Raw genomic sequence first — 14942 nt, forward strand, 5'->3', positions numbered from 1 at the left:
TATCTATCTAATAAACCGGGCTTACTGCTTACTGCTTACTGCTGTACCTATGTTGTTCTCGGCATTGACGTTTGCGAATGATGCTAGTGACATTGGTTTGGTCGCGATTGAGCCTAATATGCAAGGGCTTGTTGAAGATCTGCTTAAGAGCCAAGAGATCGACTTAGAAATCTTGTTGAGTGACAGCGTCCCAGAACAGATGATCATGCTGCGCTCGCGTGTTGGTATCACTTCCCAAAAGTGGACAGACAAAGAGATGGCAAGGTTTGACATGCGTTACGGTTATAGGCCGACAGAGCTGATGTTCACCGCCGATGTCATAGCGATTCTAGCCAATGAAAATAACCCTGCAACATCCATCAGTGTCGCTGAACTTATCGATGTGTTTGGTTGCTCTAACGATCCTAAACATCCCAAATGGTCACCAAGCAGTGATATCCGTAACGGTGAAAGTCTAGATACTCATATGCTGCCCTTCGCCATTGATCATAACCTGAAGGGGCATACCACCTTTTCAAGTTGGGTCGAGTGTAGAACGGAAGGAGAATACGCCCATACTCAGTTCTTAGCGGATTTACCTGATCTGATTAATAAGATTGAAGACGAAGATGCCGCTATTGGTTACACCGTTTACTCAGACCAAATCTCGGACTTGAAATGGTTGAGCGTGGTTGATAACCTAGGTGTGAACTACGATCTAAACAAGGAAACGATCCTCTCTGGTCGTTACCCGTTAGCAACGGTTTATTACATGTACTTGAATATTCCAGCGCATCGCAAAGGCTTTACTGAGCAAGAGAAGTTCTTTGTTGGGCTTACCTTGTCACAAGATCATCAAGGGGTGTTGAACCAATACGGTTTCATCAGTTTGCCGCCGGAAGCTATTCAACGTAATAAAGTGAGATTGTCGCTTGAAGAACCTGCTATTGAAGGTGGGTACAAGTAGTGGGTACGGTGTGTTGTAACTGTGATAAGAGAGTGATATTCTCTCTTTCGTAATGGTTCTCAACGTGACGGATTACGTTATTCGGTGATGAATTTATCTAGCGGGCATGTATGCCCGTTTTTTCTCGCCTAAAATTTGCGACTCGAGCAGTTGTTTGTCGATTGGTCACGTATAATGGACACTTCATATAGCGCTAAATAAGCCCAGTCGATGAAAATCTTTCAAGTTCTAATCTTGCCTCTAATGCTGTCCCTAAATGCTATTTCATTTTCAGCGCAAGCAACCGAAAGCTGGTGGTTGCGAACTGTGTTCAACACAAGTTCTGTTCAGCCAAGTTCTCAAAACTATATCAACGATATCGATCTTATGGATTGTGGTGATATAGAAGGCACTCTGCTTTGTAGCGAACAAACCAAATATTACGATCTGGATGTTTATGTTGAACTGGAGTTAGGTGAATCAAGTATTGAAGTGGTTCGCTTAGGCTTGCCATATTCAAACTTAAGTTACACAAAGCTTCAGGCTTACCTTCGCCAAGATGGCTTTGCTCTGAGTTCAATTCGTATTGGGGAAGATGAGTTCGATGTCGTCACTCAACTCGAACACGCAAAACGTGAAGGCATTGGTTTTAATGAGGTAGATAAGCAGCTCGTTGAATTTATCAATGCGCCACACCATTCATCCGATCAAGTGAGTTTATGGAACGTTCCTGGCTCATCTTCTGCTAGTTCGTCTTCTCCTTGGGTCCAGTTACAGAGTGATGGTGATAACTTAATGGTTGAACTAAATCGCTTTTAATTGCTCAAATTTATAGATGCTTTCGTTATTTACTAAGCTAAATCAGCCTTTCAGGAGGGCGGCTCGCGGGCAGACGGCAAGTTATAATTCATTTAAGTGTTCATTTTTCTGCAGCTCTCACATTTTTAGTAAGCGTTTGCCTTTGCCATTTGTTATACGTTGAGCCTTCGGTAAAACGAGCTTAGGATACGTTCAGTATTGATAAAGGAGACAACCCATGGTTGCAAAAGTAACGATAGCGCCACAAGGCCCAGAACTTTCTGAGTTGGTGCAAGGATACTGGCGTATAGCAGAATGGGGTATGACCCCGCAACAACGCCTGACTTTCCTGAAGCAACACATTGATCTTGGTATCACAACAGTTGATCACGCGGATATTTACGGTAACTACCAATGTGAAAAGTTATTTGGTGAGGCATTGGCGCTTGAACCAAGCCTTCGTGATGATATTCAAATCGTCACCAAGTGCGATATTAACCTATGTGGTGACCACACTCCTGATCGTAAGATCAATCACTATGACACCAGCGCGCAGCATATTTACCAATCAGTAAATAACTCGCTAGAGCGTTTAGGTGTTAACGATATCGACGTATTGTTGATTCACCGCCCAGACGTATTGATGGATGCAGATGAAGTAGCAGAAGCGTTCGCAGAGCTACACAAAGTAGGTAAAGTTAAGCACTTCGGTGTTTCTAACTTTTCACCGCGTCAGTTCGAACTGCTTCAATCTCGCCTTGGTAAGCCGTTAGTGACCAACCAAGTTGAAATCAACCCATTGAACTTCGAAGTGGCTCATGATGGCACGCTAGATCAACTGCAGATGAACCGCATTCGCCCGATGGCGTGGTCTTGCCTTGGTGGTGGTAGTATCTTCAGTGGTGACTCAGCACAATCGATTCGCGTTCGTGATGAACTAGAAGCGATTCGCTTAGAAGTCTGTGCAGACAGCATTGATCAAGTGATCTACGCATGGGTACGCCGTTTACCATCTAATCCAATTGCGATTATTGGCTCAGGTAAGATTGAACGTGTGCAGACTGCCGTTGATTCACTGAAAATTGAGCTGACTCGCGAGCAGTGGTACCGCGTATGGGTTGCATCCAAAGGTCACGGTGTGCCATAGAAAGTAATTCGTATAGAAGCAAAAGCCAGCTAACAAAGCTGGCTTTTTTGTGTTCGCTTAACATGTTTCTGCAAAACTGTGATTAAGGTGGAATAATTTTCAAAAACACTCATAATGCACTCTGTTTTTCACCAGTTGGATATTTCCATTGAGCACTTCAAAATTCTCTTCAATCGCCCTTAAACCAGAGCTTCTAAATACGTTAGATTCTCTTGGTTATACTGAAATGACGCCGATCCAAGCGTTAAGTCTTCCTACTATCCTAAATGGCAAGGACGTTATCGGTCAGGGTAAAACGGGTTCAGGTAAAACAGCTGCTTTTGGTTTAGGTGTGCTGCAGAACCTACGCGTTAAGCGTTTCCGTGTTCAGTCTTTAGTGTTATGTCCGACTCGTGAGCTTGCAGACCAAGTCGCAAAAGAGATCCGTACTCTTGCTCGTGGTATTCACAATATTAAAGTGCTGACACTTTGTGGCGGTATGCCAATGGGCCCACAGATTGGCTCACTAGAGCATGGCGCACACATTCTTGTGGGCACTCCGGGTCGTATTCTTGACCACCTAGAGAAAGGCCGCATCGACCTGTCTGAGCTGAACACACTTGTGTTAGATGAAGCCGATCGCATGCTAGAAATGGGTTTCCAAGACGCTTTGGATGCAGTGATTGAAGCGGCGCCAAAAGAACGCCAAACTCTGCTATTCAGTGCCACTTTCCCTAAACAGATCAAATCTGTTGCAGACCGCATCATGCGCAACCCAGAAATGGTGAAGGTTGAATCAACACACGATCATTCAAGCATCCAACAACACTTCTACAAGTTAGAAGGTTCTGAAGCTCGTGATGACGCTCTAGAGTTGCTACTACTTCATCACCAACCGGAATCTGCGGTTGTGTTCTGTAACACTAAGAAAGAGGTGCAGAACGTAAACGATGAGCTGAGTCACCGTGGTTTCAGCGTTATCGAACTTCATGGCGACATGGAGCAGCGTGAACGTGACCAAGCTTTGGTTCAGTTTTCAAACAAAACGATCTCTATTCTAGTGGCGACAGACGTTGCGGCACGTGGTCTTGATGTAGATAACCTAGACGCTGTATTTAACTTTGAATTGTCTCGCGACCCTGAAGTTCACGTACACCGCATTGGTCGTACTGGCCGTGCAGGAAGCAAAGGTGTCGCTATCAGCTTCTTTAGTGAGAAAGAGATGTACCGTGTGGCTCAAATTGATGAGTACATGGATATGCCGATTGAGCCATCTGAGCTTCCAGCAAAACCCATTGCTAAGCCGTACTACTCAAACATGGTAACCATTCAGATTGATGGCGGTAAGAAAGCTAAGCTTCGTGCTGGTGATATTCTTGGTGCATTGACTGGTCAAGGTGGTATTGATGGTAAATCAGTAGGTAAGATCAATCTATTCGCAATGCGTGCTTATGTAGCGGTAGAGAGATCTGTCGCTAAGAAAGCACTGAACAAAATCGAATCAGGTAAAATGAAGGGTCGTCAATTCCGCGCCCGAATCCTGAAGTAGTTCGAGACTGAAGCCCTTTGCTGCGATATGTCTAATTAACGACATTGCTAATTAACGACATTGCAGTAAAGGGTGTTCTACAAAATGTCACTCAAGTTTCTTCTTTTAGGTTTATCGACCTAGTCCTATATATCAAAGCATTATTCATCGGGTCTTATCGAATAAAGATCGTTGATATGTTTTCCTTCGTTAACATACCAATTCATCGCTTCCTGTCGATTGTGAACGAATATCGTGATTGTGGTTATTGAACCATCGTCAAAATAACAAAGCTCATATTCTAAATCGCTTGGATGATCAGGAATAGCGGCCATAGCTTGCCTCCCAAATATCAATCATTTGAAAATACGCTAACCCGTTTCTTTTATAGGGTTCGTATTACGTCAAATGAGTAATAAAAATCAAGTTACATCACTGCCGTTAATTGTTTTTAGTTTAATCATTTGCCTAAATAGACGGTTTAGCAAGGTGAAGTCTCAAATTATCGAAAGTTTTTACGATCAGCTGCTTTTATAGCTAATGTTATAAGATCAAGGGTGAATCTGATAAACCTGTTTACAGGTTCGTTGATCAGTAAAGGGTTGTGAGAGGGTGAAATGAGAAAATGCCGTTGGTTAGTGATATTGGTGTGCTTTCTATTTGCTGGGTGTGGGACGAAATTCGCCTATAACAATATCAGTTGGTTTGCGGTCAGCTATATCGAAGACTTTGTTTCGTTATCCAATAGCCAAGAGTCCGAGCTAGAAGCCCGCCTAGACTTATTACAAGCTTGGCATAAAGAAACTCAACTACCTCTGTATATTTCTCAATTAGAAGCGATTCAAAGTATTGCTCGTGCCGATATGAATTCTGCGTTTATCATCGACCAAAGTGAGAAAATTAAGAATCATATTCGTGCGATCGTTAATAAGTTTGCGCCCGATGTTTACGCGTTAAGTATGCAACTTAGCCCTAAGCAAGATAGCGAGTTCTTAAAAAACTTTAGAGAAAAGCAGCAAGACTATTACGAAGAAAGATTGTCGTTGAATGACGAAGATTCCAGAGAACGATATCGAAATCGAATAGAAGAGAGGCTAGAGCGGTGGCTAGGATCGGTATCGAAAGAACAAAAACAGATTATTTATACTTGGTCTCAAGAGTGGATAAATACCAACGATAACTGGCGCCAATATCAAAATAATACCTACCAAGATCTCACAACACTGATGGAAAAGAAGGCCGACCTACATATCGCTCAGCCGATTATTATGAATTTGCTTCTAAATAACGAAGCTTATTATCCAGACGAATTGGAATCTAAGCTTAATAAGAATATGCAGACATCAGCCAAATTTTTGGTGGAGATCGCCGCAATCAGCAGTGATAAGCAATGGTCTTATTTCATGAATGAATTAGAGAGTCTCAAATCAACGCTGGTGACGCTGCAGGAGTAGGGTACAAGTAAGCTTCGTTAATAACTAAAAAAGCTGATCGTGTTAAACCCATCAGCCTTTCAGTCATTATCGTATGGTTAGGGTTTTAACCTCGATTATTCATCAACAGTTTTGGGATAGAGCCTTTCGCTGTCTTCGATATTTTCTGCATCAGTTGGAAGCTTGGTTGTTGAATGCCGTGGTCGCTTTGTAGTCCATCAATCATCAATAACCACAGTCTAGCTGTCATTTCTGAATCGGCTAACGCTCTGTGGAAAGTTCCGTCGTTGTCGATATTCTTGAAACGCACAAGGTCGCCTAACTTATGAGTTGGCGCGTCTTGGATTAGACGACGAGCAATCAGCATTGAGCAGGCAAACTGTCCATTGTAGCCTCGGTTAATGTTATCTAACTCTGCATCAAGAAAGCGCTTATCAAATGAGGCATTATGAGCGACTAGTTGGCTGCCTTGGATGAAGTCTGCAAACTCATCCATCACTTCTCCACAGCTTGCAGCTGTGCTTAACATACGGTTACTGATTCCGGTATAACCTTCAATGAATCCACTAACACGAAACCCAGGGTTCATGAGTTGTTGGAAGGTGTCGACGACTTCGCCGTTAACGAGTTTCACCGCACCGATTTCAATCGCTCGGTCACCCATATTTGGTGATAAGCCTGTGGTTTCGAAATCGAGAACGATAACGGAGTCTGCGGAGTTTGGAGCCATCGTGTTTCCTAATTGCTATTGGGTGGTATCGCTTTATATGAGGCGTTTGGTGCTGTTATTAATTAAGTTATTGCGTATTACTGCTGATAGTGAGCTCAGTGTAACCCGTCGAATCATCATGCTCTCTGTGGAAGGTCAAAGTATCGTAGCGGTGAACAATCAATTCAGCCGTGGTTGCGATAATCGTTCCCTCGAGTAGATGCCCGCCAATCACATCGCCATTCTCATCAGCAACGGATATATGAATGTGCTGATGGTTAGGCGTTAACGTTGCCATCACAGAGACTATTTCGAACGGAGCTTGGAATAGCTTGGTGTTGTTCGCATTAGCTAAACGAATATTGAGTTGAGAGACGCAACCGACACAAGACGCGATAGAGCCGGCAGAGATGTTGTGTGTGGTCACTAATCTTTGGAGCTCAAGCTTTAGGTCTTGGCCGCGGGTTAATCTCGTTGCGATAGGAGTAATCATCTCAATACCTCTGTTTATCTTTATCCGTATATCAAAGAACAAAACGAAGCCACATGGGGCTTCGTTTAAGTAATACGTCGGCTAACATGTTATCGCTGCTAGTTAAGCTTTGATCGTTATTTGCCTTCTTTCTCTTGCTGTTCTCTTTTCTTCTTAGGAACGAAGTTCAGCACTGAAATAGGCACTTCTTTACGTGGTTCGAAACCTTCCATTACACGGCGCTCAATTAGGTGACCAAGGCGCTTTTCAATAATGCACAGGTTTTTGAAGTTATCTTTCGATAGGAAAGAGATTGCTTCGCCAGATGCATCAGCACGGCCAGTACGTCCAATACGGTGAACGTAGTCGTCTGCTGGGAAAGGCAGGTCATAGTTCACTACGCGGCTTAGGTTATCGATATCGATACCACGAGCAGCAACGCCAGTCGCTACCAAGTACTTTAGGCGACCTTTCTTAAAGTCAGCCAAGATCTTTTCACGAATTGCTTGGCTACGGCCACTGTGGAAAGCTTCTGCCTGAATGCCACGCTTTTCAAGTTGAGCCACTAACTTAGCCGCGCCATGTTTAGTTTCGATAAAGATAAGCGCTTGATCCCAATTACCTTCGGTAATCATGTGGCTCAATAGTGCTGACTTACGGTCTTTATCTACCGTTACCAACCATTGCTCAATGTTCGCTTTAGATGCGTCAGTCTTGGCAATCGAAATCTCTTCCGCTTCACTGATTGCACTTTTCGCTAGCGCACGCACTGGTGTTGAAAGCGTTGCTGAGAACAGCAGGTTTTGGATGTCTTGTGGTAGACGTGCGATGATCTTGTTGATGTCTTCAATGAAACCCATGTCCAGCATGCGGTCTGCTTCATCAAGAACTAATACTTCAACTTCATCAAAGTGAACGGCACGTTGTCCATACATGTCGATCAAACGACCTGGTGTTGCAACTAGAATATCAACACCTTCAATTAAGCGGTCTTTCTGGTGTTGGTAAGATACGCCACCGTACATCGCTAGTGATGTTAGGTTTAAGAACTTCGCGTACTTAGTGATGTTCTGTTCAACCTGTACTGCCAGCTCACGCGTTGGCGTCAGGATAACGGCGCGGATACGTTTTTTACGCTGCGTTTCACCTTTGCTTAGCACTTCTAAGATAGGGAGAACAAAGCTCGCAGTTTTACCTGTACCTGTTTGTGCTGCCGCAATAAGGTTCTTACCAGAAAGAACAATCGGAATTGCTTTTTCTTGAATAGAGGTTGGCTTTTCATAGCCTTGTTTTGCAACGGCTTTAACAATAGGTGAGCTTAATCCAAGCTTGGAAAATGGCATAAGTTTCTCGGTATGATTTGGCTAAATAGCGATGGAAAGGTTTAACAATCTTATACAAGGATAAGATTAATGGCGGCATTCTACCATGTTGCTTGTGTACTACTAGGGCATGTTGATCTTTCGAGCTGATTTTTGCAGCGAGTTGCTGGGTATTTATACAAGGCAGAGGCGTCGATGTGTAACTAGCCTACATGAGAAGCCGATAACGTAGTAGAAATGACCAGCAAACGCTGCCCGAAGGGTTCGGCTAAAAGCGTTTTACTCTTTGTTGAGGGAGATTTGCTTAGAATTACTAGGCTACTTCTCCCTCGCCGCGATTAAAACGCTTTTATCTCGAACAAAATTTAACCACGAAAGGTCAACACGCCCTAGCAACATAGACACTTTAGTTGGATAATACTGGCTCAATAAGACGACGATCAGACAGGGATGTATGGAAATTACGCCGAATGAACGCGATGCAGTATATAAAACGATTTTTTCTCGCCGAGATGTTCGTGGACAGTTTCTACCAGAAGAGATGTGAATTCAGCGATTCATGAAGGTAAGTGGAATCCAAATAAAGCGGAGTTATTCAAGGCTTTGATGTCCTAGTAATGTATTGATATTAAATACCAAAGCTCGTTACCGATATTTCAGTATAAAGTTGAATTTATAAACCCGCACTGATATTAATGACACTTGATTAACCGCTCCAGCTTGGAATCCAATGAACGACGCTAACTTACGTAGACTTCAGCAGCTTATTGCAAAGTATGAAATAGGTGTAGAGTACAATCTCACGATTGATGACCTAGAGCACTCGATGTCGACGTCTCGTAGAAACACCTCTATCGTTCTTAAATGTTTGTCTGAATATCACTGGATTTGTTGGATACCGTCGAAAGGAAGAGGCAAGCTTAGCCAATTTAGAATATTGGTCAGCTTCTCCGAAGCATTAGAACAAGTGTTAGCGCTTCAGTTAGAGCAAGGCCGCTTTAACGTTATTCCCCGACTTCTAGAAAGCTATGGTGTTGCTGCAATAAAGGCGCTGACGTTAGCGACTGAAAAACATAGTCTGTTCAATCAACAACATGACCATTTGTTGATCACGCAATATCCGTGGGTTGATAACCTTGAGCCTGCAAATACATACCGAACCGCTGAACATCATATCCTAAGAAGTCTCTACAATACTCTGTTGGTTCAAGATCATGAGGGGAGGCCTCAAGCTAGCCTTGCACACCATTGGAAGATGGAAGGGCGCTTGCTGCATTTTTGGTTGAGGCCGAATGTGTTGTTTCATGATGGTGATATTTTAACAGCTAAAGATGTTGCTCAATGCTTGTTGCGGTTAAAAAATATTGATGGTCCGGTGCAGTCGTTATTTGAACAGGTCAGTGATGTTCAAGTTGTGGGTGATAAACAACTGACTATTGAGCTGACACACGCAAACCCAATGTTTCTCTATGCATTGAGCAGCCCACACGCGTCCATTTATCGTTGCAAGCGTACTTATTTTTCGAGTGGCCGCAGTGCCTATATCGGAACAGGTCCTTTCTCATTAGTTGATTGGAGCAAAGAACGCTTGGTTCTTAAACGTCACCGAGGTTACTTTTCTCAAAATGCCTTGTTAGAACAGATAACACTCACGGACATCGAAGGCTTAAATGATCATACCCTGAGTTTTAATAAACCGGGCACTGTTGTGTTAACTCAACCTAGAATGACGATTCCTTTACTTCAAGATATGGCTGACTGGCTACAACAAACTATTACAAAGACTGGTGTCACTATTGAAGTTGTAGAGCTTCCCAACATCAGTGATCCTAGCTCCATGAGTGAGTTGGCAGACCTGTTATTCATTGAAGAAGTTATCGAACAGCCAAAAGAGTATGGCCTTTACGATTGGCTACTTGCCTCGTCTGGACTCAGATTTATTTTTAACAGTGCCGAGATGAAGGCGCATTGTAAGAGAGTTCGATCAGCCGCGAGTGGCGAAAACCCAATCAACGAGTTGAAAGAGATTGAACAGTCGCTTTATCAACAGAAGTTACTTTGCCCGTTATTTCATGGGAAAGAGAAGGTATTTAACAGTGTTGAAGTTCATGGTGTAGAGATAAACCAAACCGGCTATAGTGATTTTTATAAGCTTTGGATATCTTCAAGCGAGAAGTAATTAATCCTTTCTAAATCCATTGCCCATCTTTTAGTTTCTGTTCAAAATGAAAACATGCACGAATTTGCTATCACCCTTTCGTGTTTCTTTTTGATACCAATCGTTACTATGACTCAGCATGACTATCAAAGTCACTTTCGGTCATCCCCCCAATGACAGTCCCAATCATTAATCTATTTCATTAGGATCTAATCGAATGAAACTTAAGTTTATTTCTATCGCACTTATGGCTGGTGGCCTTACTGCTTGTGGCGGAGGAGGCGGCGGTAGCAATACAAGTGCTCCTGCTCCTCAAACGAAAACCTTACAAGGTGTCGCCATTGACGGATATATTTCCGGGGCGACCGCGTTTCTAGATATCAATTATAATGGCGTATTAGATGAGGGAGAGCCGAGTAGTATCACGGACGATGAGGGCAGTTATCAGCTTTCTTTAACGGGTTCTAATTCTGACTGTATGAATTATGCACCAATTGTAGTAAACGTGCCGGTTGGCGCAATAGATGCGGACAGCCCTAACACGCCAATCACTGAACCTTATCAATTAGTATTTCCCCCGGTCATGACGGTGAGTTCCGATCAGGAGATTAAGTCTACAACACCGCTGACAACCGTTTTATGGAATGAAATTCAAGCCGACTTGTATAAAGGTGGCTTAAACAGTTGTTCAGCTTTAAAGCAAGCCGTAAACACCCAAAATAGCATTATCCAAAATGTGAAAGATCATGACTTCCGAATTGCGAACCGATACAACATCGCAGTGGAGGATTTGTATGGTGATTTCGTTAAAGATCAAAATACTGAGCTCTATGAGTTAGCGCAGAAGATGATGCCGGCGATTAAAAAGTCGTATCAAGAGACGAAAGAGATTCAAAAAGAGAACCCAAAAGCCCAGCAAGCTTATGTTGATTATTACTGGGAGCATTGGGATTACACTAAGAAGAACGAAATTAATAAGTGGTATAAAGTTAAAACAGTGATGACCGCTGACAAGCTGATTGTTATTGAACATGAAGTGTCCGCTGACTTGCAGACCGAACTGTCGTTAAATAAGCATATTGAGCGTAATAGCCAAAAGAAAAATGGTTTGGAATATGATAAAGAAGCTTGGTTCTCATTGGATAGTGATGGAACGGAATATTCATGTTCGGTGCAAGAGACGATCAAGCAACAGGTTTTGCCTAACTCACTCGCGACCTTTGGTGTGTTGAACCGTGGTTGGTCTAAACAACCTGATTGGGACAGTTGTTCACGTCAAAATGTCGGTGCTGGATTCATGCAAACCTTGTCGGCAGATCTTGTCGGTGACTACAAAGATCAGTTTACCCAAGTACAAGCGAAATTTAATTTTGAGAATAACGCACCACACCCAGAGTGGGTTAATCTAGGTGATTCATTGGATAGTGTATCGCGCAGTGATTTCGATGCGCTTAATTACCTATCGGTAGATTTTGATGACAACAGTTCTTACGGTTCTGACAGCTGGAACAGACATAAGTATGCGTACATTGAAAATACACCGTTTGATTACACTCAGACGATAACGTCTAAATATTCTCAAGGTAACTGGACTAAAGGTTATTATTACCAAAATGGAACAAGTCGATTTGAGTGTTCAGATGATGGTGTGAATTGGTCAAAAGAAAGCTGCGAGTAAGGTTACTCGAGTGAGCACTTAACACCGATAAATTGTTCCTAATAAAAAATCCAGTGTCGACAAAACACTGGATTTTTAGTTTTAATTGATCGCAATCTAGCTTTGCTTTATTGAACGTGCTTAAGCGATCTCAATTTTCTCAGCTTGGTTCTGCTCTACCATTGATAGTGCTAGCGCTTCTGCAGCCTTAATCCCATCAATACCAGCAGACAGGATGCCGCCCGCGTAGCCTGCACCTTCACCTGCAGGGAAGAAGCCCTTAAGGTTGATGCTTTGGAAGTCTTTGCCACGTTTGATACATACAGGGGAAGACGTACGAGTTTCAACACCTGTTAGTAGACCGTCTGGCGTAGAGAAGCCTTTGATCTTCTTCTCAAATGCAGGGATTGCTTCACGAATCGCTTCGATAGCAAAATCAGGCAGCGCTTTTGAAATGTCAGTCAGGTGGATACCCGGAGTGAACGACGGTTGTACTTCACCGATTGCACTTGGATCGCGACCTTTCAAGAAGTCACCGATTTTCTGAGCAGGGGCATCGTAGTTTTCGCCACCAAGAACGTAAGCTCCGCTTTCTAGTTCACGTTGTAAACGGATACCAGCCAATGCATCACCTGGGTAGTCACGCTCAGGGTCGATACCTACAACGATTGCGCTGTTTGCGTTACGTTCTGCACGAGAGTATTGGCTCATGCCGTTAGTTACTACGCGGCCTTCTTCAGACGTTGCAGCTACTACAGTACCGCCTGGGCACATACAGAAACTGTATACAGTGCGGCCATTCTTACAGTGGTGAACCAGTTTGTAGTCCGCAGCACCTAGGATTGGGTTGCCTGCGTTCTTACCGAAACGAGCTTCATCGATCATCGATTGCTTGTGTTCGATACGGAAACCCACAGAGAAAGGCTTCGCTTCCATGTAAACGCCACGATCGTACAGCATTTCAAACGTGTCACGAGCACTGTGGCCAACAGCCAATACCACGTGACGAGATTTAATCTCTTCACCGTTAGAAAGCGTTAGGCCAGTGATTTGACCATCTTCCATATGAATGTCGTCAACACGAGTGCTGAAACGGATTTCACCGCCGAGTTCAATGATAGAAGCGCGCATCTTTTCGATCATGGTAACCAGTTTAAAGGTACCGATGTGCGGCTTACTCACGTAAAGGATTTCTTCTGGTGCGCCAGCTGCAACGAACTCTTCGATTACTTTACGGCCGTAGTGTTTTGGATCTTTAACTTGGCTGTAAAGCTTACCGTCAGAGAATGTGCCTGCACCGCCTTCACCAAACTGCACGTTTGATTCGGTGTTCAGTGTACGCTTACGCCAGAAACCAAAGGTATCTTTGGTACGTTCACGAACTTCTTTACCACGCTCGACGATGATTGGGTTGAAGCCCATTTGAGCAAGCACAAGGCCAGCGAATAGACCACAAGGGCCAAAACCGATAACCACAGGGCGCTCAGTTTGGTTCTCAACCGCTTTAGCAACAAACTTGTACTCCATATCAGGAGTGACTTTTACGTGTGGGTCGCTAATGAATTGTTCCAACAACTCTGCTTCGTTTTCAACGAGAACGTCAAGCGTGTAGATAAGTAAGATCTTTGATTTCTTACGAGCATCGTAGCCACGTTTAAAGATATTAAAAGAGAGTACCTGATCAGAGTTAATACCAAGTTTCGCTTCAATAGCGTCTTGAATAGCAGACTCTTCGTGGTCTAGTGGGAGTTTAATTTCGGTTAAACGTATCATTTCGATGTCTCGTTTTTATAGGTGTCTTAGCTAGATCGTATTCTGAATACAGAGCTTGGATGAAAACACTGATGTTCAAAGTAGCGATAAGCTCACAATGGCGCGCATTTTACGAGAAATTGATTTATCTGTCATAATAATTTAGAAACAAGGAGCAAATAGGCATGATATTAGAGCCGTATGATGTTGAATTTTGCTTTGGGATGAGTATTATCCCCATTCTTCAATTTTGACTAACTTATAGAGCAGAGCATCATGGCATTTGTCGTAGGCGATAATTGTATTCAATGTAAATACACAGACTGTGTGGCCGTGTGTCCCGCAGATGCGTTCCATGAAGGCCCCAATTTCATGGTAATTAACCCAATCGAATGTATTGATTGTGGTTTATGTGTACCTGAATGTGATGCTCAAGCAATCTTCCAAGAGGATGAGTTGCCAGAAGATCAAAAGATCTTTATCGAAGTGAATGCTGAACTTGCAGAAATCTGGCCGGTACAAACGGAAGTAAAAGCACCAATGGATGACGCTGAAAAGTGGAATGGTGTGTCTGATAAGTTGGCAATGCTAGAAAAGTAATTCTGCTACTTGAAATAAACCTTCCCAAAAAAGATCCCCAACTCAGTCGTCCCTCCTTCTTGAGGATGACGGCTGATGATTCAGTTAACTATTGACCTACTTGCAAACGTTATATTTCAAAATCTACTTGATGCTTTGTGCGGTGAGAGCTGGTGGTTGGTTTTGTCTCTACCTCTAAGTTACGTCATTCCCTACAGCGAGGGACGAGCAAGATAGGGAACCTTGCTCTTTGTATTCGCTAATTCTGGCTAGTCGTATATTCTTGATTCTATTAACTATGTTGACGATTAAGCTCAGTTAAATTTCGTCATTCCCTACTGCGAGGGACGAGCAAGATAGGGAATCTTGCTCTTTGTATCCGCTAATTCTGGCTAGTCGTATATTCTTGATTCTATTAACTATGTTGACGATGAAGCTCAGTTGAATTTCGTCATTCCCTACTGCGAGGGACGAGCAAGATAG

Annotated in this window: 13 protein-coding genes and 1 pseudogene; 9 read left to right on the top strand and 5 right to left on the bottom strand. The window is 43.2% G+C overall.

Features of this window, described 5'->3' with window-relative positions:
* The first annotated feature begins 49 nt into the window (after positions 1 to 49).
* The 4 genes from BCU34_RS18135 to dbpA all read left to right on the top strand — a co-directional run bounded on the left by BCU34_RS18135 (position 50) and on the right by dbpA (position 4398).
* Entirely contained in the window at positions 50 to 946 is an 897-nt protein-coding gene (locus BCU34_RS18135) for a PstS family phosphate ABC transporter substrate-binding protein (protein ID WP_102480720.1), read from the top strand.
* Between the two features lie 210 nt (positions 947 to 1156).
* Positions 1157 to 1744: a hypothetical protein gene (locus BCU34_RS18140; RefSeq protein WP_102480719.1), complete on the top strand. Its 588-nt coding sequence runs from the start codon at positions 1157 to 1159 to the stop codon at positions 1742 to 1744.
* Positions 1745 to 1961: 217 nt separating this feature from the next.
* Entirely contained in the window at positions 1962 to 2870 is a 909-nt protein-coding gene (locus BCU34_RS18145; RefSeq protein ID WP_102480718.1) for an aldo/keto reductase, read from the top strand.
* A 148-nt stretch (positions 2871 to 3018) separates the two neighbouring features.
* Positions 3019 to 4398 (top strand): ATP-dependent RNA helicase DbpA, encoded by a 1380-nt coding sequence (gene dbpA / locus BCU34_RS18150; protein ID WP_017064348.1) that lies wholly within the window; start codon positions 3019 to 3021, stop codon positions 4396 to 4398.
* A gap of 140 nt (positions 4399 to 4538) precedes the next feature.
* Here dbpA and BCU34_RS18155 read toward each other — a convergent pair whose 3' ends face one another.
* Complete coding sequence (locus BCU34_RS18155; RefSeq protein ID WP_102480717.1) at positions 4539 to 4712, bottom strand: RNA helicase; 174 nt, start codon at positions 4710 to 4712, stop codon at positions 4539 to 4541.
* A 282-nt stretch (positions 4713 to 4994) separates the two neighbouring features.
* Here BCU34_RS18155 and BCU34_RS18160 point away from each other — a divergent pair, with 282 nt between their 5' ends.
* Positions 4995 to 5831: a DUF6279 family lipoprotein gene (locus BCU34_RS18160; protein ID WP_102480716.1), complete on the top strand. Its 837-nt coding sequence runs from the start codon at positions 4995 to 4997 to the stop codon at positions 5829 to 5831.
* Positions 5832 to 5916: 85 nt separating this feature from the next.
* Here BCU34_RS18160 and BCU34_RS18165 read toward each other — a convergent pair whose 3' ends face one another.
* From BCU34_RS18165 to BCU34_RS18175, 3 genes are all read right to left on the bottom strand, one after another.
* Positions 5917 to 6540 (bottom strand): PolC-type DNA polymerase III, encoded by a 624-nt coding sequence (locus BCU34_RS18165; protein WP_102480715.1) that lies wholly within the window; start codon positions 6538 to 6540, stop codon positions 5917 to 5919.
* A gap of 67 nt (positions 6541 to 6607) precedes the next feature.
* Positions 6608 to 7012 carry a PPC domain-containing DNA-binding protein gene (locus BCU34_RS18170; RefSeq protein ID WP_102480714.1) on the bottom strand — a complete coding sequence of 135 codons (405 nt, stop codon included), beginning with the start codon at positions 7010 to 7012 and terminating at the stop codon, positions 6608 to 6610.
* Positions 7013 to 7128: 116 nt separating this feature from the next.
* On the bottom strand, positions 7129 to 8334 hold the full coding sequence (locus tag BCU34_RS18175) for a DEAD/DEAH box helicase (protein WP_102480713.1): 1206 nt from the start codon (positions 8332 to 8334) through the stop codon (positions 7129 to 7131).
* Positions 8335 to 8767: 433 nt separating this feature from the next.
* Between BCU34_RS18175 and BCU34_RS18180 the strand changes: the two are divergent.
* From BCU34_RS18180 to BCU34_RS18190, 3 genes and pseudogenes are all read left to right on the top strand, one after another.
* Positions 8768 to 8857: pseudogene (locus BCU34_RS18180) on the top strand (5,6-dimethylbenzimidazole synthase); the annotation flags it as partial.
* Between the two features lie 186 nt (positions 8858 to 9043).
* Positions 9044 to 10492, top strand: coding sequence for an ABC transporter substrate-binding protein (locus BCU34_RS18185; protein ID WP_102479277.1), 1449 nt, complete (start codon positions 9044 to 9046; stop codon positions 10490 to 10492).
* A 196-nt stretch (positions 10493 to 10688) separates the two neighbouring features.
* Positions 10689 to 12149 carry a hypothetical protein gene (locus BCU34_RS18190; protein ID WP_102479276.1) on the top strand — a complete coding sequence of 487 codons (1461 nt, stop codon included), beginning with the start codon at positions 10689 to 10691 and terminating at the stop codon, positions 12147 to 12149.
* Positions 12150 to 12269: 120 nt separating this feature from the next.
* On the opposite strand, the gene BCU34_RS18195 is transcribed toward BCU34_RS18190, so the two are convergent.
* Entirely contained in the window at positions 12270 to 13901 is a 1632-nt protein-coding gene (locus BCU34_RS18195) for an NAD(P)/FAD-dependent oxidoreductase (RefSeq protein WP_102479275.1), read from the bottom strand.
* Positions 13902 to 14156: 255 nt separating this feature from the next.
* On the opposite strand from BCU34_RS18195, the gene fdxA reads away from it, so the two are divergent.
* Positions 14157 to 14480, top strand: coding sequence for a ferredoxin FdxA (fdxA, locus tag BCU34_RS18200; RefSeq protein WP_017631334.1), 324 nt, complete (start codon positions 14157 to 14159; stop codon positions 14478 to 14480).
* The last annotated feature ends 462 nt before the right edge of the window (positions 14481 to 14942 follow it).

The organism is Vibrio sp. 10N.286.45.E10, from assembly GCF_002874195.2.
Lineage (GTDB): Bacteria > Pseudomonadota > Gammaproteobacteria > Enterobacterales > Vibrionaceae > Vibrio > Vibrio crassostreae.